The 21,310-nt window shown below is 75.7% G+C and carries 21 protein-coding genes; 6 read left to right on the forward strand and 15 right to left on the reverse strand.

Annotation, left to right across the window (positions count from 1 at the left end; all coding sequences use genetic code 11):
* Positions 1-91 precede the first annotated feature (91 nt).
* From ACZ51S_RS04780 to pdxR, 5 genes are all read right to left on the reverse strand, one after another.
* Positions 92-649, reverse strand: coding sequence for a hypothetical protein (locus tag ACZ51S_RS04780; protein WP_468480158.1), 558 nt, complete (start codon positions 647-649; stop codon positions 92-94).
* Positions 646-1,338 (reverse strand): RNA polymerase sigma factor, encoded by a 693-nt coding sequence (locus ACZ51S_RS04785; protein WP_468480159.1) that lies wholly within the window; start codon positions 1,336-1,338, stop codon positions 646-648. The genes ACZ51S_RS04780 and ACZ51S_RS04785 overlap by 4 nt, the downstream gene beginning before the upstream one ends.
* Before the next feature lie 8 nt (positions 1,339-1,346).
* Entirely contained in the window at positions 1,347-1,847 is a 501-nt protein-coding gene (locus ACZ51S_RS04790) for an LAETG motif-containing sortase-dependent surface protein (RefSeq protein WP_468959708.1), read from the reverse strand.
* Between the two features lie 124 nt (positions 1,848-1,971).
* Positions 1,972-2,895: a nitroreductase/quinone reductase family protein gene (locus ACZ51S_RS04795; protein ID WP_468959710.1), complete on the reverse strand. Its 924-nt coding sequence runs from the start codon at positions 2,893-2,895 to the stop codon at positions 1,972-1,974.
* A gap of 341 nt (positions 2,896-3,236) precedes the next feature.
* Positions 3,237-4,706, reverse strand: coding sequence for a MocR-like pyridoxine biosynthesis transcription factor PdxR (gene pdxR / locus ACZ51S_RS04800; protein ID WP_468959712.1), 1,470 nt, complete (start codon positions 4,704-4,706; stop codon positions 3,237-3,239).
* A 29-nt stretch (positions 4,707-4,735) separates the two neighbouring features.
* Between pdxR and ACZ51S_RS04805 the strand changes: the two genes are divergently transcribed.
* Positions 4,736-5,710 (forward strand): DMT family transporter, encoded by a 975-nt coding sequence (locus ACZ51S_RS04805; RefSeq protein WP_468959715.1) that lies wholly within the window; start codon positions 4,736-4,738, stop codon positions 5,708-5,710.
* 63 nt (positions 5,711-5,773) lie between these two features.
* Here ACZ51S_RS04805 and ACZ51S_RS04810 read toward each other — a convergent pair whose 3' ends face one another.
* Entirely contained in the window at positions 5,774-6,148 is a 375-nt protein-coding gene (locus ACZ51S_RS04810) for a YbjQ family protein (protein WP_388940040.1), read from the reverse strand.
* A gap of 215 nt (positions 6,149-6,363) precedes the next feature.
* Between ACZ51S_RS04810 and ACZ51S_RS04815 the strand changes: the two genes are divergently transcribed.
* Positions 6,364-6,894, forward strand: coding sequence for a hypothetical protein (locus ACZ51S_RS04815; RefSeq protein ID WP_468480164.1), 531 nt, complete (start codon positions 6,364-6,366; stop codon positions 6,892-6,894).
* 72 nt (positions 6,895-6,966) lie between these two features.
* Here ACZ51S_RS04815 and ACZ51S_RS04820 read toward each other — a convergent pair whose 3' ends face one another.
* From ACZ51S_RS04820 to ACZ51S_RS04845, 6 genes are all read right to left on the reverse strand, one after another.
* A complete protein-coding gene (locus ACZ51S_RS04820) occupies positions 6,967-7,899 on the reverse strand; it encodes a phosphatase domain-containing protein (protein ID WP_468474886.1) in 933 nt (310 codons plus the stop codon).
* Between the two features lie 2 nt (positions 7,900-7,901).
* Positions 7,902-9,119 (reverse strand): RNA ligase, encoded by a 1,218-nt coding sequence (locus ACZ51S_RS04825; protein WP_468474885.1) that lies wholly within the window; start codon positions 9,117-9,119, stop codon positions 7,902-7,904.
* Between the two features lie 71 nt (positions 9,120-9,190).
* A complete protein-coding gene (locus ACZ51S_RS04830; RefSeq protein ID WP_468474884.1) occupies positions 9,191-9,859 on the reverse strand; it encodes a Rossmann-fold NAD(P)-binding domain-containing protein in 669 nt (222 codons plus the stop codon).
* Between the two features lie 39 nt (positions 9,860-9,898).
* Positions 9,899-10,333: a VOC family protein gene (locus ACZ51S_RS04835; RefSeq protein WP_388940030.1), complete on the reverse strand. Its 435-nt coding sequence runs from the start codon at positions 10,331-10,333 to the stop codon at positions 9,899-9,901.
* A gap of 47 nt (positions 10,334-10,380) precedes the next feature.
* A complete protein-coding gene (locus ACZ51S_RS04840) occupies positions 10,381-11,331 on the reverse strand; it encodes a tellurite resistance/C4-dicarboxylate transporter family protein (protein ID WP_468959717.1) in 951 nt (316 codons plus the stop codon).
* Between the two features lie 4 nt (positions 11,332-11,335).
* Entirely contained in the window at positions 11,336-11,962 is a 627-nt protein-coding gene (locus ACZ51S_RS04845; protein WP_468802535.1) for an alpha-ketoglutarate-dependent dioxygenase AlkB, read from the reverse strand.
* Positions 11,963-12,085: 123 nt separating this feature from the next.
* Between ACZ51S_RS04845 and ACZ51S_RS04850 the strand changes: the two genes are divergently transcribed.
* Together ACZ51S_RS04850 and ACZ51S_RS04855 are read left to right on the forward strand one after the other, a co-directional pair.
* Positions 12,086-13,723 carry an AMP-binding protein gene (locus ACZ51S_RS04850; RefSeq protein WP_468474881.1) on the forward strand — a complete coding sequence of 546 codons (1,638 nt, stop codon included), beginning with the start codon at positions 12,086-12,088 and terminating at the stop codon, positions 13,721-13,723.
* Positions 13,724-13,784: 61 nt separating this feature from the next.
* Positions 13,785-15,422, forward strand: coding sequence for a PucR family transcriptional regulator (locus tag ACZ51S_RS04855; protein ID WP_468474880.1), 1,638 nt, complete (start codon positions 13,785-13,787; stop codon positions 15,420-15,422).
* A gap of 18 nt (positions 15,423-15,440) precedes the next feature.
* Here ACZ51S_RS04855 and ACZ51S_RS04860 read toward each other — a convergent pair whose 3' ends face one another.
* The 3 genes from ACZ51S_RS04860 to ACZ51S_RS04870 form a co-directional block, all read right to left on the reverse strand.
* Positions 15,441-17,501, reverse strand: a complete 2,061-nt coding sequence (locus ACZ51S_RS04860) for a SpoIIE family protein phosphatase (RefSeq protein WP_468802536.1) — start codon at positions 17,499-17,501, stop codon at positions 15,441-15,443.
* 105 nt (positions 17,502-17,606) lie between these two features.
* Positions 17,607-17,801: a hypothetical protein gene (locus ACZ51S_RS04865; RefSeq protein ID WP_468802537.1), complete on the reverse strand. Its 195-nt coding sequence runs from the start codon at positions 17,799-17,801 to the stop codon at positions 17,607-17,609.
* 496 nt (positions 17,802-18,297) lie between these two features.
* Entirely contained in the window at positions 18,298-18,885 is a 588-nt protein-coding gene (locus ACZ51S_RS04870) for a hypothetical protein (RefSeq protein WP_468474877.1), read from the reverse strand.
* Positions 18,886-19,021: 136 nt separating this feature from the next.
* Here ACZ51S_RS04870 and ACZ51S_RS04875 point away from each other — a divergent pair, with 136 nt between their 5' ends.
* Together ACZ51S_RS04875 and ACZ51S_RS04880 are read left to right on the forward strand one after the other, a co-directional pair.
* Positions 19,022-19,699 carry a response regulator transcription factor gene (locus tag ACZ51S_RS04875; protein WP_468474876.1) on the forward strand — a complete coding sequence of 226 codons (678 nt, stop codon included), beginning with the start codon at positions 19,022-19,024 and terminating at the stop codon, positions 19,697-19,699.
* Positions 19,692-21,200, forward strand: a complete 1,509-nt coding sequence (locus ACZ51S_RS04880) for a sensor histidine kinase (RefSeq protein ID WP_468802538.1) — start codon at positions 19,692-19,694, stop codon at positions 21,198-21,200. The genes ACZ51S_RS04875 and ACZ51S_RS04880 overlap by 8 nt, the downstream gene beginning before the upstream one ends.
* Positions 21,201-21,310: the final 110 nt, after the last annotated feature.

The following is a 21,310-nucleotide window of genomic DNA, read 5'->3' on the forward strand; positions in this document are numbered from 1 at the left end:
GCCCGAGTACTGGACGTACTCGGGCGCCCCGACAACGCGGCGAGGTGCGGTGCCGGGGGCCGCGGGCCAGGCGGGACTTTGACGACAGGGCCTAGCCCCCCGACCTCGATGGGCTGGGGGTGGCCCGCGGACCGCCGGTCCCGCCCGCCGGAGCCGTCGTGGCCGGGGCGCCGGAGGGCACCCGGGGGGCCGTCGGCGTCGCCGAGCGCGGCGGCCGCTCCGGGGTCACCGACGGGGCCGGGGTGGGCACGGCCGGCCCGGTGCTCGGCCCCGCCGGCACGGTCGGCGGGCCCGGCGTGACCGGGGCCGACGGTGACGCGCTCGGCCGGTCCGTGTCGGCGGGCGCGGTCGGGCGGAGCTCGGGCGGTGCGGCGGGCGGCTCGGGCCTGGCCGGCCGCTGGTCGTGCCCGCCGAGCACGAGGTGGCCGGCCAGCGCGGCCGCCGCCAGGCCGGTCAGACCCGCGAAGGTCCACGCCCCGCGCCGCAGCCACGGGGTGCGCGGGGACAGCCGCCGCCCGTGCGGACCCGGCGGATCGGCGGGCCGCAGCGAGCGGACCGTCACCTCCTCCGCCCGGGCTTCCAGGGCCTGGCGCAGCCGTCGCTCCACGGGGCGTTCGCCGTCGGGCGCGGTACCCGTAGAACCGGTCATACCCGTCCCTCCAGAATCCGTTCCAGCGCGTCCAGGGCGCGGCTGGCGTTCGACTTCACCGCGCCCCGGCTGATGCCCAGGGTCTCGGCGATCTCCGCCTCGCTCATGTCCGCCCAGTACCGCAGGACCAGCACCTGGCGGCGGCGCGGGGTCAGCTCGCCCAGTGCCGCCAGCACCTCCCGGTGCGCCTCGCCGAGGACCACGGAGGCCTCGGCGGAGGGGACGTCGGCGGTGACCGGCGGGATCCAGGCGCGGGCGGTGCGCCGGCGGCGCAGCACGGACCGCGAGGCGTTCACCACGGAGGTGCGCAGGTAGCCCAGCGCGTTGTCCACCTCCGAGATCTGCTCGCCGTGGCGGCGGTAGAGGGCGGTGAAGGCGTCCTGCACCACGTCCTCGGCGGTGCCGAGGTCGTCGACGAGGAGCACGGCGAGGCGGACCATGCCCAGGCGGTGGGCGTGGTACAGCTCGCTGACGGTCGGCGGGCGCGGCGGCTCCCCCGCGCCGTGGCCGCCGGTGCGGTACGCGCCGTCGTGCGGGTACGCGTACGCGTGGCCGCCGGTCGCGCGAGTGGGGTGGCCGGCCGCCGGCGGGGCGGAGCGCCCGCGGCGGGTGAGCCACCACCACAAGCCCCGCCACACCCGGGCGGAGCCGGGCGTGAGGGGGCTGGCGGTGGTCGCGAGTTCGAGCACGGGTGTCCTCAGTTGCCGGCGCGGCGCCGCACGGCGAACAGGGCACCGCCGCCGGCGGCGAGCAGTGCGGCCGCTCCGGCCCCGAGGGCGACGGTGGTCGCCGAGGAGCCAGTATGCGCCAGCTCGGACCCCTCACCGGAGGCGGCCGACGCGGAGGGCGCGGCGGAGGGCTGGGTTCCACCGGCCGGGACCGAGGGGGCCGGGGTGGGCGTCGCACCGCCCGGCAGCGTCGGGACGGTGCTCGGCTTGCCGTTGCCGCCCGCCGGCCGCGAGGGCACCGCGGTGGGCTGGGCTCCGCCGGCCGGCCGCGAGGGGACCGCGGTGGGCGTCGCACCGCCCGGCAGCGTCGGGACGGTGCTCGGCGCCGGGGCGGGGGCGGACGTCGGTGAGGCGGAGGGTCCCTGCGCGGCGGAGGCCGGCCCGGCGAGGGCGAGGACCGCCCCGGCGGCGGCCGCCGCGACGGCCGCCCGGCGGGCGGTGACGGGAACAACGCGCTTCAGGTTCTTCACAGTGGCTCTCCACGGTCGGGTCCGGGGCGGGAAATCCGCCCTTCACCCCCGCACGACGCGCGAGTGCCCGATCGGTTGCCGCTGTCGCGGAAAAAACTTCGCGCGCCGTCCCGCCCGCCCGGGTTCAGGGACGGGGCGGCGGCCAGGGCACCTCTTCCAGCAGCGGCAACAGCACCTCCTCCTCGAAGTCGAGATGGGCCGTCAGCTCCGCCGTCATCCGCGCCAGCCCGGCGCGGAACCGCTCGGGTTCGGTGATGGCCACCTCGCCCAGCAGCGAGGCCAGTTCGGTCTGGATCCGGGCGACCGTGCGGTGTTCCTCGCGCAGCCGCTCGAAGGTGGCCGCCAAGTGCGGGTGATGGGCGGCGATCCCGGGGAACAGGTGGGCGTCCTCGCTGGTGTGGTGGAATTCCAGGCCCTGGCAGAAGGCCAGGCAGCGCTGGCGGATCTGCAGTCCGAGCCCCGGCGCCGGCGGTCCGCCCGGCCCCGTGTGGGCGGCGCGGGCGGCGAAGTGGGCCTCCGTTTCGGCGCCGACGTGACGCAGCTGGGCCCGCAGCCAGGTGTGGACCTCCAGGAGCTTGCCCGCCAGGGTGGTGACCGGGGCGGGCGCCTGCCGGCCGTCGGGCCCGGCGGGGTCGGTGGGCTCCAGACGGACGACGGGGAGCGGGCGGGTGGTGCGGGCCTGGTAGTCGGCGTATCCGGGGACGGCGCGCACGACGGCTTCGAAGAGCTCCGCGCGCCGGGCCCCTTCGGCCGGTATCGCGAGGGCCTCGAAGGTGTCGCCGCCGAGCTCCACGGACACCTGCGGGTGCGCCAGGAGGTTGTGGTACCAGGCCGGGTGGCGGTCGGCCCCTAGGTTGGAGCCGACGATCAGCAGGGCGCCGTCGTGACGGACGTAGCCGAGCGGGGTGGTGTGTCCGGCTCCCGACCGGGCGCCGGTGGTGGTGAGGAGGAGCAGGTCCTCGCCTTCGAAGGGGCCACCGACCTTGCCGCGGCGGGCGCGGAACTCCTCGATGACGGACCGGTTGAAGTCATGGGCGGGCGTGGGCACAGGGCGTTTCTCTCTCTGGGCGTGCCTGGCCGGCACGCCACCGGTCCCCCGGCGGGCCGCTGTGGAGCGGGAGTCGCCGGAGCGGGGCGTGCGGAACCAGGCGTACGGACGTACGCGCGTACGCGGGCGTGAAGGAAGGAAAAGCGGTGCCGGCTCGGAGGCCGGACCGCGACGCGGGAGCCGTGGGTACGGCTGCTCTACGTCAACTGCGGGGCGCGGAGTACTGGCTCATGGCGGGTCCCTGCATCAAGGGTGTTCGCCCGATCACCGGCCGGCCCACTGCTCTTTGGCCGGAGTCACGCGACACCGTCCGTCATTAGACGCAAGCGGCACGGCGGTTGTCAATGTCGTTGATCACGTACGCACGCGCGCAGGGCCCGGCCCAGAACGGCCACGCCCTCCTCGATCTCACCGGCCGGACCGGCCGCGTACCCGAGGACGAGGCCCGGCGGGCCGGGCCGCAGCCGGTGCCAGGACAGCGGGTGCGCCTTGACGCCGAGGGCGAGGGCCGCCTCCGCCACGGCGGTGTCGGAGAAGGACGCGCCGTCGAAGGTGACCATCAGGTGCAGCCCCGCCGCGGCGCCGTGCACCCGGGCCCCGGGCAGCCGCTCGGCGACGGCCCGCAGCATCGCGTCCCGGCGGCGGCGGTGGCGGCGGCGTACGAAGCGCAGGTGGGCCTCCAGTTCGCCCGAGTCCATCAGCCGGGCGAGGACGAGCTGTGCGAGGACGGGGTTGCCGAGGTCGGCGTAGCCCTTGGCCTCCACGACCGGGTCCCGCAGGTGCCGCGGGACCAGCAGCCAGCCCAGCCGCAGGGCCGGGGCGAGGAGCTTGGACACGCTTCCCGCGTAGCAGACCCCCTCGGGCGCCAGGGCCCGCAGGGCGGGGACGGGCGCGCGGTCGTAGCGGTGTTCGGCGTCGTAGTCGTCCTCCAGGACCAGTCCTCCGGCGGCGGCCCAGTCGAGCAGGGAGCGGCGGCGCTCCCCGTCGAGGACGACCCCGGTCGGGAACTGGTGCGCCGGGGTCATCAGCACCGCCTGCGCCCCGCTCGCCCGCAGCGCGGCCACGTCCAGGCCGGCCCCGTCGACGGGTACGCCCACCACGTCCAGCCCGCCGTGCTCCAGCTGCCGGCGCGCCCCCAGCGAGCCGGGGTCCTCCACCGCCACCCGGCGCACCCCCGCCCCGGGCAGCACCTGCGCGAGCAGCCCGAGGGCCTGCGCGACCCCGGCGACCACGACCACCTCGGCGGGATCCGCCCGGATGCCCCGGTTGCGGGCCAGCCAGCCGGCGACCGCCTCCCGCAGCGCGGGCGCGCCCTGCGGGTTGCCGTAGCCGAAGTCGGCCGCGGTGAGGGCGGCGAGCACCCGGCGCTCGGCCCGCAGCCAGGCGGCGCGCGGGAAGGCGGTCAGGTCGGGCACCCCGGGCGAGAGGTCGATCCGGCAGGGCGCGGCGCGCAGCGCGTCCACCGGCCCGCCGCGCGGTACGGCGGCCGCGGGCCCGGCCGGCGCGGGCGGCGGCGGCGGCGCGGCGACGACCACGGTCCCGGCCCGGCCCCGGCCCGCCACCTGGCCGGTCTCGGCGAGCCGCTGGTAGGCCTCTGTCACCAGTCCGCGGGAGACGCGCAGCTCGGCGGCGAGCACCCGGCTGGCGGGGAGCCTGCTGCCGACGGGGAGGGTCCCGTCGGCGATGGCGGCGCGCAGCCGGCCGGCGAGCCACTCGGTGCGGTTGCCGGGCGGGGCCTGGCCGATGTCGAGCTGGAGGAAGTCGGAGCCCGTTATGGACCCCTGGGAGGCGCCTTCATTGGACCTGCTCACCGGACCATTGTGCCCTCAGGCTGGACCGCATGAGCACTACGCCCTCGACCTCGCCCCCGCCCTCGACATCGACATCGGCTTCCGCGACCCCGGCCGCCCGCGCCGCCGCGCCCGTTTCCCCCGGGCGCTCCACCGCCCTGCGGGACCTGGCTCCCGGGATCGCCGGGATGGCGCTGGTCGGCGGCAGCGTCGGGGTCTCCCGCGCCTTGGTCGACGCCCCGCTGTTCGCCTCCCAGGCGGTCCGCTACGTGGTCGCCGCCGTGATCCTGGCCGGCCTCGCCCGCGCCGCCCGGGTCCCGCTGTCGCGGCCCAGGGGGCGGGAGTGGCTGTGGCTGGCCGGGATCGCGGCCGGCGGGCTGGTGCTGTTCAACGTGGCCGTCGTCCGGGGCGTCGCGCACGCCGAGCCGGCCGTCATCGCCGTCGCCGTGGCCTCCGTACCGGTGCTGCTCGGGCTCGTCGGCCCGCTGCTGGAGCGGCGCCGGCCCAGCCGCCGGGTGCTGCTGGCGGCGGCCGTGGTGGTCGCGGGGGCGGTGCTGGTCGAGGGGACCGGGCGGACCGATGCGGCGGGGGTGGGCTGGGCGGCCCTGGCGCTGGCCTGCGAGGCGGCGTTCACCCTGCTCGCGGTGCCGGTTCTGGGGCGGCACGGCGCGTGGGGAGTGTCCGTACACGCGGTGTGGATGGGGGCGGTGATGCTGACGGTGCTGTCGGCGTGCACGGAACGCCCGACCGCGCTGGCGGAGCTGACCGCCGGCCAGTGGGCGGCAGTCGGGTACCTCGCGGTGCTGGTCACGGCGGTGGCGTTCCTGCTCTGGTACCGCACGGTGGCCGCCGTGGGTTCCGGCCGGGCGGGGCTGCTGACCGGGGTCGCCCCGCTCGCGGCGGCCGGCGCCGGGGTGCTGTCGGGCGGCGGGACGCCGGGCCCGGTGGTGTGGCTGGGCCTGGCGGTGGTGATCGCCGGGCTGGCGCTGGGGCTGCGGGGAGGCGGGGAGCCCTCGGGCCCGTAACCGGCTCGCCCGGTCCGCCCTTGGGGGCCGCCCCTGGAAGTGCCGACGTACCGGAGGTACGGATCAGGTCCCGGAGGGCACCAGCACCACGGCCGTGCCGTAGGCGCAGACCTCCGTCCCGACGTCGGCGGCGTCGGTCACGTCGTAGCGCGTCATCAGCACCGCGTTGGCGCCGCGCGCCTTCGCCTGTTCGATCAGCCGGTCCATGGCCTGGTTGCGGGTCTGCACGAGGGTCTTGGTCAGGCCCTTCAACTCGCCCCCGATCATGGACTTCAAGCCGGCGCCGATCTGGCTGCCGAGGTGCCGGGAGCGCACGGTGAGCCCGAACACCTCCCCGATGACCTGCTCGACGCGGTAGCCCGGGACGTCGTTGGTGGTCACGACCAGGACGCCGGTCTGCTGGGCGCCGGGGCCGCCGCCGTAGTCTTCGATACCCATGGGCACACTGTGCTGCCGGGGGCGGCCCGCCGCATCCTCAGGACGCGCGCGTACGACCGGCGCCATTCTGGCGAAATTGCGCATATCGGGCTAATGGCCGGTGCGTCGGCCCGGGCGCTTCCCGCCCCGTCGTCATAGTCGTCGGTGGCGGCCCGCGGGCTGCACCCCCAGCCGCGCCCGGCGGCCGGGCGGAAGCCTTCGTGGAGGAGCGGCTCATGCTGAAGCCCACCAGGACCATCCTCGCTCTTGCCGCCGGCAGCATGGTGCTCGGCCTGTTCGGCGCGGGCGTCGCCGTCGCGGACGGCGGTCCGGTGGCCGACGGACCGCGTGCGGGGGCGGTCCTCGACGACGACCCCCGCTACGACGAGTACGACGAGTACGACCCCGGTTACGAGGAGCACGAGGACGAGCAGTCCGGCGATGACGGGGCCGTCACGTACCCCAAGCCCAGGCACGCCCTGGGCAGGGTCGTCTCGCAGGGCCCGCTGAAGATCCGCAGCAAGCCCACCACCCGCTCGAAGGCCCTGGGCAAGGTGCACCCGCGCCAGAAGCTGTCGATCGTGTGCAAGAAGCACGGCGAGAAGGTCGACGGCAACGACCTCTGGTACCTGCTGGACCGCAAGCACGACCGCGCGGCCGGGGACGGCGAGGACCGCGTCGACGACAAGATGTACGAGCGCAAGCGCGCGTGGGTCTCCGCCCGTTACGTCAAGGACATCACCCCGGTGAGGTGGTGCCGTTCCTGACCCTCCCGGGCCGCGCCGCCGGGCGTACGGGACGGGGCCGCGCGCCCCGTCTCCCGTACGCCCGGCGGCGCGTCAGAAGTCGCCGTAGTTGACCTGCCAGGTCGGCAGACCCATCCGGCGCCAGACGGCGACCACCCGGTCCCGGTCGTCGAGCGACACCCGCACGGCGTAGCGGTCGCGCACGTGAGCGTCGAAGAGCTCCGCCTTGACCACGTCGTCGCGGCGGGTGTCGCCCGCGGCCCGCATCCACAGTTCGTCGTACGGCACCTCGTGGCGCCGCAGCCAGGACTCCGTCTGCTGCCGGTGCTCCTCGCCGCGCCCGGACAGCAGCACGATCGTGTCCCCGTCGGCGCGCCGGAAGGCGTCGAGCGCGTGGCGCACGGGCGCGTTCAGCAGGTCGAGTTCGCAGCGCGAGAAGTCGTACGGGCCGCGGTCCCCGGTGAGGGCCAGCGTGCCGTCGATGTCGCACATCACGGCGGGCGGGAGGGCCGGGTCGGCCACGTAGGGGCGGACGGGCGGCTGGTCGTTCAGCCACTCCGCGGTGAGCCGCCAGCCGCCCTTCTTCGCCTTTGCGTGCTTGTCGGCGAGTATCCGGATGATCTCCTCGCCGACCGGCCGCTCGCGTGCGGCGTCACGGCGCAGGCACTCCTCTACGGGCACCCCGGTGAAGTCGTGCACGACGAAGGTGGCGCGGCCGGCGACCGCCGCCTTGAGGCGCTTGGGGACGTGCGAGGTGAGGTGGGTGTTGTCGACCACCACGTCGAAGCCGTCGTCGACGGCCGCGCGGACCGCCGCGTCCTGGACGGCCAGCACGGTCTGCTCGTGCCGGTAGGAACGGCCCCGGTCGGGGTCGGGCACGTCGAGCATGGCCCGCAGGTCGTCGAGGTTGACCCGGCGCATGCGTCCCGCGGCCTCGGCCTGCAGGGCGCGGGCGGCGGTCGTCTTGCCCGAGGCCGGCAACCCCGTCATGACGTGGACCACGGGGAGTTCGGGCTCTTCGGACACGTTCAGTTCTCCTCGTCGGTGGTGTAGGGGTCGGCGGCCTCCGGGCGTACGGCCCGCCAGGAGACGAGCTCGGTGCCGCGGCCCTCCAGGCGGGTGAACATGGCCGAGCGGATCCGGCCGTCGGGGATCTCCTTGGCGGCGCGGGCGAAGGCACCGCGGTCGCCGGCCAGGTGCGCCAGCGAGTCGAAGGCCTCGTCGATGGCCCGCTCGTGGCGGGCGAACGCCGCCTCCAGACCGGCTATCACCTCGCGCACCCAGGTGTCGAACTCGTCGGGGACCTGCTCCAGCAGTTCGTCCAGCGGGCGGCCGCCCTTGGAGCGGATGCCGTCGAGCTCGGCGACCGAGTAGCCGAGGCCCTGGGCGAGGCGCTTGACGGACGTCCCGGCGAAGCGCTGGATGCCGTGGCTGCGCCAGATGTCCCGCTCGGTGACGCCGGTGAGCAGTTTGTGGAGGCGTACGTACTCCGAGAGCTTGGCCTTCGCGCGCACGCCGGAGGCGAAGCGCAGGACGAAGCCCTCGGCGTCGGTGCCGGTCGCGGGCCCGCCGCCGGGCAGGGTGCTGGAGTCGGCGAGGGCGAGCAGTTCGTCGAGCGGCATGGCGGGCCACACCTTGACGACGGAGCCGATGCCCTGCCAGTGGCCGGCGGCCTCGGCGAGCGGCACCTCGGTGCCGTCCAGGCGGAACGCGGCGAGCAGGACGAGGTCCCGGCGGTCGCCGTAGTCGACCACGATCCGGTTCTGCGGGTACAGGATCTCCGCGAGGTAGGTGACGCCGGGCACGAGGGCCGTGGTGTCGCGGGTGTCGAGGCGGCGCTGCGCCCAGCCGGCCTGGGCGCTGGTGAAGGAGCCCTTGGAGGCGGCGCGCCAGTGGTCCGCGTAGTGGAAGACCACGGCGAGGCTGCCGTCGACCTTGTCGTACACCTCGAACGTCTCGTCGGGCAGGGCGGGCGCGTAGGGGCGGCCGGAGGCATGCTCGCCGACGTTGAAGAACTTCGGCAGGGGCAGCGCGACGACCGCTCCGGTCTCGTCGTCGGCGACGAGGCCGCGGCAGCGCGTGGTGACCCCGTTCCATATCTGCTCGTACTGCGCGGCGCGCGTGTACGTGTAGAGGGACAGGGGCAGTTCGGGGTGCTGCTTGCGGGTCACGTGCCCGGCGTCGATGGCCTGCGCCAACTCCTGCGCGGGCAGCAGGCCGTGCAGAGTCAGGTGGTCCTGGCTCATGGGTTCCTCCCGGTTCGAGATGCCTCATTCTCACGTGCGGGAGGGAGGGGCCGGTAATCAATTACGACTGGTCAGAGGCCGAGGCGGTTGATGTCCCGGGGGTGCAGGATCCGGGTGGCGACCTCGGCTCCGGGGGTGGCCACGGTGATCATCGCCCGGCCGAGGGCCTCGGTGGTGGTGACCTGGTTCGGCGCGATCCGCCGCAGGACCGGGAAGAGCGGCGCGGTGAGCGCGTACAGCGTCCGGTAGAGCCGGGTCTTGGAGGGCATGCCGCTGACGGGCTGGACGAGGCCCGGGCGGAACATGTAGGCGCGGAAGGGCAGGGCGAGCAGGTCGTTCTCCGTCTTCCCCTTCACCCGGGCCCACATGGAGCGGCCCCGCTCGGTGCTGTCGGTGCCCTGGCCGGAGACGTAGACGAAGGTGAGCGCCGGGTTCGCGGCGGCCAGCGGGCGGGCGACGGCGAGCGTCAGGTCGTGGGTGACGGCGCGGTAGGCCTCCTCCTTCATGCCGACGGAGGAGACGCCCAGGCAGAAGAAGCAGGCGTCGTAGCCGGACAGCTCGCCGGCGAGCTCCGTCAGGTCGGCGGGGTCGGCCCGGACGTGTTCCCGGAGTTTGGGGTGGCTGACGCCGAGCGGGGTGCGGCCGACGGACAGGACGCTCTTCACCGCGTCGTCGCGCAGGCAGGCGCGCAGTACGCCGCGCCCGATCATTCCGGTTCCGCCGTAGAGGATGACGTTCACGCCTTCACCCTAAGGGCTCCCGCGCCGCCGGGGCTCCGCTCAGTGGGAGACGCAGAGTTCGTTGCCCTGGGGGTCGGTGAGGGTGGTCCACTGGTAGGGCCCCTGGCTGCCCTCGTGGAGGAAGGTGGCGCCCTTGGCGACGAGGCGCTCGATCAGGGCGCGGGGGTCGTCCTCCCCGGTGCGGACGTCCAGGTGCACCCGGTTCTTGACGGTCTTGGGCTCCAGGACGAACTGGAAGAGCACGCGGGGTGCCCGCTCCAGGCCGTCGGGGTGGCGGATCGCGGCGCCGGCCTTCCAGACGAGCGTGCCGCGGTGGGTGGTGGTGTCCTCTTCGGTGGCGTGGCCCGCCTCCACCATGTGGCGGATGAACTTCTCGTCCGAGGGCTCCACCTCCCAGCCCAGGGCGTCCGCCCACCAGTCGGCGAGCGGGTGGGGGTCGGTGGAGTCGACGGTCACCTGGAACGTGTAGGCCATGGCGGGACTTTAGCCAGCCGCTCCGCGCGGCACGGGCTGAAACGCCGTCAGGCGGGCCGGCGGCCCGGGCGGCGGCTGAGGGCGAAGGCGAGGAGGGTGAGGACCCAGGCCCCGACCGCGATCCACAGCAGGACCTCGCCGAGGGGCCGCAGCCAGGGGGTGCCGGTGGCGGGGGCGGCGGTGAGGCAGGCGGTGGCGGTCATGCCGAGGGGGAAGACGGTGGACCAGCGGCGGATGTCGTAGCGGGGGCGGAGGCTGCGGAGTTCGGCGGCGAGGAGGACGGCGTACCAGGCCAGGGAGAGGGCGAGGGCCGTCAGGGTGGCGGTGCGCAGGGCCGTGTGGGCCGGGCCGGTCCACACGGACAGGGCGGTGAGTTTCGCCCCGGCGAGGGCGGTGATGGACAGCGCTCCGCCCGCCATCCAGTGGTCGCCCGCGCCGCTGACGACCTCGTGGAAGTCGAACCGGACCAGGGCGAGGCCGTACAGCAGCAGGCCCAGGCAGAAGCAGGCCAGGGCGGCCGGCGCGAGCCAGTGGAGGTCCGCGGCGGCGGCCAGGGCGGCGGCGAGGACGGCGAGGCCCTGGGTGGCGACGCAGACGAGGAAGGCGGGGCCGGGCATGCGGCGGCGCCAGTGCCGTACGACGGCGGTGAGGAGCCCGGGCCACAGCAGGGCGGCCAGCGCGAGCAGGGCGGCGGCCTCGCGCTGCCGGCCGAGCTGGGAGACGCGGGCGCCGAGCACGGTGGTCGCGGCGACGGCGGTGAGGGCGGCCGGGGTGTCGGCCTCGGTGCGGAAGCGGCCCCGGTCGCCGATGAGCCGGGCGGCGAAGTCGGCGGCCAGTACGAGCCACAGGGCGACCGCGACGGCGAACGCGGTGAGGGAGAGCCGGGTGCGGCCGGTGAGCTCCAGGCCGACGGACAGGATCCCGGAGGCCATGACGGCTCCGCCCGCGGCGGGCGGCAGCGATGAGGACCAGGCCCTCAGACGGCTCCCGCTGCGCATGGCCTCACATTACGCCGCGGGTGCGGAACTGGACGCTGATCCGGGGGCCGACGGCCCGCGTCGTCTTGGGGACGGCGTGTTCCATGGTGCGCTGGCAGGAGCCGCCCATCACGACCAGGTCGCCGTGGCCCAGCGGCAGCCGCAGCAGGGTGGGGCCGCCGTCGCGCGGGCGCAGGACGAGGTCGCGGGGGTCGCCGACGGAGAGGATGGCGACCATGGTGTCCTCGGTGGAGGAGCGGCCGGTGCGGTCGCCGTGCCAGGCGACGCTGTCGCGGCCGTCGCGGTAGAGGCAGAGCCCGGCGGTGACGAAGGGCTCTCCGAGTTCGGCGGCGTAGTGCCGGCCGAGTGCGTCGCGGGCCTCGGTGAGCACGGGGTGCGGGAGCGGCTCGCCCTCCCGGTAGTGGGCCAGCAGCCGGGGCACGTCCACCTCGCGGTCGTACATCTGGCGCCGCTCCGCGCGCCAGGGCACCTCGGCGGCGAGCCGTTCGAACAGGGCGTCGGCCCCCGTGAGCCAGCCCGGCAGGTGGTCGACCCAGGCTCCGGCTCCCAGCACGGTCCTCCGGACCGGTGAGAGCGGTCCGAGCCGGATCTCGTCGGTCTGGTCGAAGAGGGAGCCCTGGAGTGCGTGCATAGGACCAGCCTACCCCGTACTCGAACACATGCTCGATCGAATGGGGTGCTACGGGGGGTAGCCTCCCGGGAGGCCGGAAGAGGATCATGGCCGCACCCGCCGGCCCTGCCGGGCCGCAGAGTCGTGGAGGTACACGTGTCCGTCGCGCCCAGCCATGCGTCAGGAAGCTCCCCGGTCCCGCTGCTGGACGAGACCATCGGGGACAACCTCGACCGCACCGCGCGCCGCTTCCCGGACCGCGACGCCCTCGTGGACGTGGCGGCCGGGCGCCGGTGGACGTACGCGGAGCTGACCGCGGACGTGGACACCCTCGCCCTGGGCCTGCTGGACCTCGGCATCACCAGGGGCGACCGGGTCGGCATCTGGGCCCCGAACCGCGCCGAGTGGACCCTGGTGCAGTACGCCACCGCCAAGATCGGGGCGGTCCTGGTCACCGTCAATCCGGCGTACCGCTCGCACGAGCTGGAGTACGTGCTGAACCAGTCCGGGATCCGGCTGCTGGTCGCCGCGGAGCGCTTCAGGAGCTCCGACTACGCGGCGATGATCGAGGAGGTCCGGCCGCGCTGTCCCGGCCTGGAGTTCACCGTCCTGCTGGGCGGTCCGCTGTGGGACGCGCTGCTGGAGCGCGGCTCCCAGGGCGACCCGGCGGACCTGGAGCGGGCCGCGGCGGCGCTCGAACCGCGGGACCCGGTCAACATCCAGTACACCTCGGGCACCACGGGCTTCCCGAAGGGGGCGACCCTCTCCCACCGCAACATCCTCAACAACGGCTTCTTCGTCGGGGAGCTGTGCGGCTACACCGAGCGGGACCGGGTGTGCGTGCCGGTGCCCTTCTACCACTGCTTCGGCATGGTCATGGGCGCCCTCGCCTGCACCAGCCACGGCGCGGCGATGGTGATTCCGGCGCCCGTCTTCGACGCCGCCGCCACGCTGGCCGCGGTGGAGGCGGAGGCGTGCACCTCCCTGTACGGGGTGCCGACCATGTTCATCGCCGAACTGGCCGCTCCCGGCTTCGACGGGTACGACCTGTCGAGCCTGCGGACCGGGATCATGGCCGGCTCGCCCTGCCCGGTGGAGGTGATGAACGAGGTGATCGAGAGGATGGGCATGGCCGAGGTGTCCATCTGCTACGGCATGACGGAGACCTCTCCGGTGTCCACGCAGACCCGCGTGGACGACTCCGTGGAGCGGCGGGTCACCACGGTGGGCCGCGTCGGCCCGCACCTGGAGGTCAAGGTGATCGATCCGGAGACCGGTGCCACCGTGCCCCGCGGCACCCCCGGCGAGCTGTGCACCCGCGGCTACTCGGTGATGCTCGGCTACTGGGGCGAGCCGGAGAAGACCGCGGAGGCCGTGGACCCGGAGGGCTGGATGCACACCGGCGACCTGGCGGTCATGGACCCGGACGGCTACCTGAGCATCACGGGCCGGATCAAGGACATGGTGATCCGGGGCGGCGAGAACCTCTACCCGCGTGAGATCGAGGAGTTCCTCCACGGCCACCCCGACGTCCTGGACGTCCAGGTCATCGGCGTCCCGGACGCCAAGTACGGGGAGGAGCTGATGGCGTGGGTGCGGATGCGCGAGGGGGCCGGGCCGCTGACGGCGGAGGCGGTCCGCGCGTACTGCGCGGGCCGCCTGGCCCACTTCAAGATCCCGCGTTACGTCCACGTCGTGGACGAGTTCCCCATGACGGTCACCGGGAAGGTCCGCAAGGTCGAGATGCGGGAGACCGCGGCCCGGATCCTGGGGCAGTCATAAGCCGCAAGTGGTTGCTCCGGGCGCCAGTCGGGGCCCCGCACGCACATGGCAGGCTGTGGCCATGCAGTTGCGCGATGTGATCCTGTCCGGCGGCCCGGCTCCGTTCCGGCTGCTCGGCGGCGAGGAGGGGCTGGAGCGGCCCGTGCTCGCCGCCGTGACCATCGACCTGCCGGACCCGGGGCGGTTCGTCTCCCCGGGGGACCTGGTGCTGTCGGGGCTGGTGTGGCTGCGGCAGGACCTCGGGCGCGCCGATGCCTTCGTACGGATCACCGTGGAGGCGGGCGCCGTCGCCCTCGGCGCGGGCGAGGCGGAGTTCGGGCACGTCCCGGACGAACTGGTGCGGGCCTGCGCCCGGCACGGGCTGCCGCTGTTCGCGGTCGGCGTGGACGTGCCCTTCGGGCCCGTCGCCGAGTTCGTGGCGCGGGGCCGCAGCGGGGCCCGCGTCGGGAACCTCGCCGCGCTGGTGGACCGGCACCGGCGGCTGATGGCCTCCCGGCCGGGGAGCGGGGCCGGGGCGGGTGCGCTCTTCGAACTGCTGCTGACCGAACTGGACCTGCGCGCCCACGTGCTGTCCCCCACCGGACGGCTCATCGCCGGCGCCCGGCCGCCGCTGCCGGAGGGTACGGCGGCCGCCCTGGCCGGGCGGTTCCTGGCCGCCGAGCGCTCCGGCCGGCGCGCCCCGCACCGTACGGTCGCCCACGGGCTGCCGTACTCGCTGTTCCCGGTGCGGTCCGGCCCGGGGGCCGGGCCCGCGCTGACCGACTGGGCCGTCGCGGTGGAGGCCGACACCGGGGACTGGCACGACGAGCGCATCGGCCTGGTGGAGCGGCTGGCCGGACTGATCGCCGTGGAGCGCGGCGGCCGTGACGCCGACCGAACCGCGCGCCGGCGGGCCGCCGGGAGGCTGCTCGGGCTGCTGGACTCCGGCGGCACCGGGGCGGAGGCACGGCAGCTGGTCCGGGACGCGGCCGGGCGGCTGGCCGCGGAGGGGCCCGCCGGGCAGGCCCGCTGGCAGGCCGTAGCCGCCCGGCTGGACGGCGCGACGGGTGACGGCGGGCCGTCGCCGGTGCGGGACCTGCTGGAGGAGGTGCTGCTGCACCCGGCGTGCCTGGGGCCCGGAGCGGCGCGGCGCATCGGGGTCGCCGCCGCGCTGGACGGCCGGGAGGCCGTGGCCTTCGTACGCGTCGCCCCCGGCGGGGAGCTGACCCCGGACGCGGTCCGGGAGGCCGCGTGCGGCGCGCTGCCGCGCGGGCTGCGCGGCGGGGAGCGGCTCGGCCTCGGACTCGGGGATCCGGTGGCGGAGCCGGACGACCTGCGCCACACGCTGGCGGAGGCCCGCAACGCCCGTCAGGTAGCGGCCGGACCGGACGGGGAGGCCGTCGCCGTGCGCGGGACCGGGGACATGGCGGCGCACGTCATGTCGCTGCTGCCGCTGATCCCGGCTGAGGTCCGGCGGGCCTTCAGCCGCCGGCTGCTGGCGCCGCTGCACGCGTACGACCGGCGCTACCACTCCGAACTGGTCACCACGCTCCGGACGTTCCTGGAGCACGACGGCTCCTGGGCCCGCTGCGGGGAGGCCCTGCACCTGCACGTGAACTCGCTGCGGTACCGGATCGGCCGTATCGAGTCGCTGACCGGGCGGAACCTGGCCCGGCTGGAGGACAAGATGGACTTCGCGGCGGCCCTGCGCATGGACTGAGCGCCGCGACGGGGCCGGTCACCCCGCGCGGCGGATCCGGGCCAGTACCAGGACCGTGTCGTCGGTGGCCGCTCCGGGCAGCAGGGCCTCCAGGACGCGGTCCACCTCTTCCTCCAAGTCCCCTTCGACAGCGGCCAGTTGCTCCCGCAGGGCGTCCAGTCCCGTTTCGATGTCCCGGCCGCGGGCCTCGATCAGGCCGTCGGTGTAGAGGGCCAGGACGGCCCCGTCGGGGAGGGGGGCCCCGGCCGGGCGGAAGGGGACCCCGCCGACGCCCAGCGGGACTCCGAGGCCGCCGCCCAGGGTCTCGACGGTGCCGTCGGGGTGGCGCACGAGGGGCGGGGGGTGGCCGGCGTTCGCGATGCGGGCGCGGCCGGTGTGCGGGTCGTACTCCACGTACACGCAGGTGGCCAGTTCGATGCCGGACTCGCGCGCGCACGCGTCGAGTTCGCCGAGGAGACGTCCGGGGTCGGGGCCGTGGCGGGCCAGTGCCTTGGCGGTGATGCGCAGCCTGCCCATCGAGGCGGCGGCGGGCACCCCGTGGCCCATGACGTCACCGACGACGAGGGCGACCCGGTCCCCTGGCAGGTCGATCACGTCGTACCAGTCGCCGCCGACCTCGGTGGCGCGGCTGCCGGGGAGGTAGCGGTGGGCGATGGCCACGTGCTCGCTGTGGGCCAGGGCGCTGGGCAGCAGGGCGCGCTGGAGGGTGAGCGCGATGTCCTGGACCCGGCTGTAGAGGCGGGCGTTGTCCAGGCACAGGGCGGCGCGTGAGGCGAGTTCCCCGGCGAGGCTGAGGTCCTGCTCGGTGAAGTCGGGGCGGGCGGCGGTGCGGCCGAACATGGCGATGCCCTGCACGGTGCCCCGGGCGGCGAGGGGGGCGATGAGGATGCGGGCCAGACCGCTGTCGAGGAGCAGCCGGGCGCGGTCCCGGCGGGAGGCGGTCCGGGCCGCGAACTCCTCGTCGACCTCGGCGCAGAGCGGGCGGCCGGTGGCGAGCATCCTGTGGATGCCGGAACCCGGCGGGTACGTCACGCGATCCAGGCCCGCCACGAGCTCGGGGGCGGGCGGCGGCAGGACGGTGCCGGAGGCGATGCGGCGGGTGAGCAGGGGCAGGTCCGGGTCGAAGGCCTCGGCGGGGTTCGTCCACTCCACCAGCTCGACCACGCAGCCGTCGCAGAAGGCCGGTACGGCCACGTCGACCAGCTCCCGGGCGGTGGTGCCCACGTCCAGGGTGGTGCCGACGCGGGCGGCCGCTCGGTCCAGCAGGGCCAGGCGCTGGCGTGCCTCGGTGGCCTCCAGCAGGGCCCGTTCCCGGTCGGTGACGTCCACGAGCAGGCCGCCCACCCCGGGGCGGGTCCCGCCGGAGCGGCTGAGCGGGAACAGGCTGACCGACCGGACCTGGTCGCGGTCGGGGCGGCCGGGTGTGCGCAGCCCCACCAGGGCGCCGACGAGGGGCCGCCCCTCGTCGGCCACGGCGCGCAGCATGCGCTGGAACTCTCCTCCGTCGGAGGTGAGCATGATCTCGTCGGTGGAGCGGCCGAGGTGGTCGGCGACGGGCAGCCCGTCCATGTCGGCCAGGGCCTGGTTGAGGTGGACGTAGCGCAGGTCCTGGTCGAGCATGACCAGGCCGATGGGGCAGGTCTCGAAGAGGGCGTCGAGGAAGGCGAGGTTGGTCTTCACCCGGTCCAGTTCGTCTCCCCTGCTGGCCAGCCCGATGATCACCGCGTCGGCGTCGCCGGCCACCGGGAAGACCCGGAACCCGCAGTCGAAGACCGAGCCGTCCCGGTGCAGGGCGGGCAGCCGCACCCGCCAGTACCCGAGGGCCAGGGCGCGTTCCGCCAGCCGTTCGGCCGCGCCCGGGGCGCCTTCGGGGGGCGCGGGGAAGAGCCCGGCGGCCGGCCGGGACAGCACGTCGGCGGCCTCGTGGCCGAAGAGTTCCCGCGCGCCGGGGCCCCAGAAGCGGATCCGGCCGGCCGCGTCCATGCCGAAGACTGCCACCGCCACGTGCTCCAGCAGGGACCCCGGCTCCGACCGGATCGGGCCGGCAGTCCCCGCGTCCCCCGCCTGCTCCGACGGCACCGGAAGCCTCCTCATGCCCGGGGCGCGCCCAGTCCCCGTACCGCCCGCGCGGGGCGGGGGGCCCGCCGCTCCCCTTCATTCTGCGCGCACCCGGCGGGGCGGACATCACGGTGCGGGCCGGCCCGGCTCCGGGGCGGCGCTCACGCGGCGCGGGTCGAGGAGGATCTGCCGGGCGAGCCGGCAGTCGGCGCTCTCGATCGCGAGCCGGGCGGAGCAGCCGGTGCACAGCGGGTTGGCGCCGCCCAGGCCGTCGGGGCCGCGGCAGCCGCCGTGACTGCCCAGGTCGGTGGCGGGGGTCATGCCGCGGGCGTCGCCCGGGCTGAGGACGATGCTGCGGGGCCGGCCGGCCGGGACCCTGCCCGGCTGCCGGGAGGGGCCGGGTTTCCACGAGAACGCGAAGGCCGGGGGTCGTACGCGAAGCGGCCCGGCGGGATGCGCGGCGGCCACGCGCCCCCGGCCTCCGCCTCGTAGGGCAGCGGGCCCTCCCCCTCCGGCAGCGGCACCTCGTCGACCTCGGCGGTCACGGCCGTACCGCAGTCGGCGCAACGGAACCGGTCATGCCGGTCCTCCCTCCCCCGGCCGGTGACGGCGCCGGCCTCGCGGGCGGGGTCGGTGGCGGAGCGGCCGCCGGCGGGGAGGCGTACCACCCGGCGCGGCACGGCGGCCACCGGCCACCGGACGTGTTCCCACCGCCGGCCGGGCGGGCGCCGCAACCGGCCGGGGCGCCCGGGCGGCCCGAACGGGCGCGGACAGCCGGGCGGCGGGGGCGGCGGGCCAGGGGGCCGGAAGGCGCGGCCTACCGGTGGTTCTGCGGGACGTTGGAGGTGATCGAGCCGTCGGAGCCGGACACGGTCACCGCGTGGCGGACGCCGTCCGGGCCCAGGACGACCGCCAGCCAGGCGCTGCCGCCGCCCTCCTGGGCGACCGCGCGCAGGCCCGCGACCTTGCCGCCCTCCACCGCCGCGGCCGCCTTCTCCGCCGCCTGCCCGATGGGCAGGGCGGGCAGCGGCACGGGCGCCGCCGGGGCGTGCTTCGCGAAGCCCCCGCGCGCCGGGCCGGCCCCTTCCCGTACGGCCTTGGGGCCGCCCTTGAGGGCGTGCTCGCGGCCGGGCTCCGGCCGGACGAGGTGACGGGCGGCGGCCCGGTCCCCGTGGTCGTCGTGGCGGCCGTGGCCGTGGCCCGCCACGGCCACGGCCGCCACCCCGCCGCCCACGATCACCGCGACCGCGCCGACGCCGAGCGCCCAGCGCGCGGCCGCGCCCCGGGTGACGGCCGCGCCCAGCGCCTGGCGCGGGGACTTCGCCGGCTGCTGCGCGGGCTGCGCCGGCTCGGCGGCACGCGTGGGCTGCTCGGGCTGCTCGGGCTGCGGGAAGGACTCAGACATGGCGGGACTCCTCTGGCACAACCGGGCACCGCACCCGGCTCGCCGCCGAGCATGCCGAGGCGATGCTGAAGCCCACCTGAAGCCACCTGAAGACCCCTTCAGCAAAGCCCGGACCCCACCTGAGACCCTGGGCGGCATGCGCGTACTGGTGGTGGAGGACGAACGACGACTGGCCCTCGCCCTCCAGCGGGGGCTCCAGTCGGAGGGCTTCTCGGTGGACGTGGCCCACGACGGGCCGCAGGGCCTGTGGATGGCCTGCGAGCACGACTACGACCTGATCGTGCTGGACATCATGCTGCCCGGCCTCAACGGCTACCGGGTCTGCGCCCGGCTGCGCGCGGCCGGCAACGAGTCCGGGATCCTGATGCTCACGGCGAAGGACGGCGAGTACGACGAGGCCGAGGCCCTGGACACCGGCGCCGACGACTTCCTCTCCAAGCCCTTCTCCTACCTCGTCCTCGTCGCCCGCCTCCGCGCGCTGGCCCGGCGCACGGGCCGCCGGGTCCCGCGGACCATGGAGTTCGGCGACCTGCTGGTGGACCCGGCGCGCCACCTGTGCTCCCGGGGCGGGACGGAGATACGGCTGACCGCCCGGGAGTTCGCCGTGCTGGAGTACCTGGCCCGGCACGCCGGCGAGGTGGTGCCGAAGCGGGAGATCCTGGAACAGGTGTGGGACAGCGCCTTCGACGGTGATCCGAACGTGGTCGAGGTGCACGTCAGCGCGGTGCGCCGGAAGATCGACGCGCCGTTCGGCCGGTCCGCCCTGGAGACCGTGCGCGGCGCCGGGTACCGGCTGGCGGCGGACGGTGGCTGAGCCCCGCCCGAAGGCGCCTCCGGGGACGCGCCCGAAGACCCGCGCACCCCGCCCGTTCGGTCCCGTACGCGAACCCGTACGCCGCCTGCTGCGCCGGATCGGCCCCACCACCGTCCGCGGACGCGCCACCGCCGGCGCCGTCCTCGTGGTGGCGGCGGCCCTCGCCCTGGCCTCGTTCGCGCTGATCGGGCTGCTGGAGGCCAACCTGCTGCGCAACGCCGAGCGCGACGCCGAGCGGCAGGCCGTGGCCATCGCGCGGCTCGCGGCCGGCGGCGGCCTCGACCGGATGCGCGCACCGCTGCCCGGAGCCGACTTCGTCCAGGTGGTCAACGCGCGCGGCCGGGTGCTGCGGGCCACCCCGAACCTGGCCGGCGCGCCCGCGCTGGGCCCCGGCGGGCGGTCGGGCCCCGGCACCGCCTTCCACACCTGGCGGGTCCGGCCGCTCGGCGGCGAACACCGGCTGCGGGTCGTACAGGTCACCACGGACACCCCGCAGGGCCTGGTCACGGTGTACGTGGGCACCTCGCTGCGTGATGTGGACGCGGCGGACGACACCACCGCCGCCGCCCTCGCGGTCGGCGGGCCGTTGCTCCTCGCCACGGTGGCCCTGGTCACCTGGCGGGTGACCGGCCGCGCCCTGCGGCCCGTCGAGGCGATCCGCGCGGAGGTCGCCGAGATCACCGACCGGCACCTGCACCGCCGGGTCCCGGTGCCGCCCACCCGTGACGAGGTGGCCCGGCTGGCGGAGACCATGAACGCCACGCTGGACCGGCTGGAGTCCTCCGGGAACCGTCAGCGCCAGTTCATCGCCGACGCCTCGCACGAACTGCGCAGCCCGCTCACCGTGCTGCGCACCCAACTGGAGGTGGCCCTGGCCGTCCGGGACCCGGAGCTGTGGCCGGAGCTCATCGGCGGGGCGCTCGAGGACACCGAGCGGCTCCAGCACCTGGCGTCCGACCTGCTGCTGCTGGCCCGGATCGACGCGGCCCGGCCCGTCGCGGCGGTCCGGCTGGACCTGGGTGCCGTGGTGCGCTCCGCCGTGGAGTCACGGCTGGGCGACCGGGTCCCCGTACGGATGGAGCTGGAGAGCGGTGTGACGGTGGAGGGCAGCGAGCTGTGGCTGACCCGGGTGGTGACCAACCTGCTCGACAACGCCCAGCGGTTCGCCGGCCGGCGGGTGGAGATCGTCCTGACCACCACCGGCGGCTCCGGGGCGCGGACCGCCGTACTGGAGGTCCTCGACGACGGTCCCGGCATCCCGCCCGACGACCGGGAGCGGGTCTTCGAACGGTTCACCCGGCTGGACGACGCCCGCAGCCGCGACCACGGCGGCGCCGGGCTGGGCCTCGCCATCGCCCGCGACCTGACCGCCCATCACGGGGGCACCCTCACCGCCGAACCCTCGGCCCGCGGTGCCCGCCTGCGAGCGGTCCTGCCGACGGCACCGGATCAGTTCCCGGCGCACCGCCCGTGCCGGAACGGCGGCTCCTCGGGCAGGTAGCGGAGCGCGGCCGTCCCTTTCTGACGGGAACTTGACGCCGCCCGGCCGGGTCCGTACGCACCGCTGACGTACGGGCCGCCCTCGCGGGAGTTCAATGGGAGCCGGACGGC

The organism is Streptomyces sp. NPDC034043, assembly GCF_055575675.1.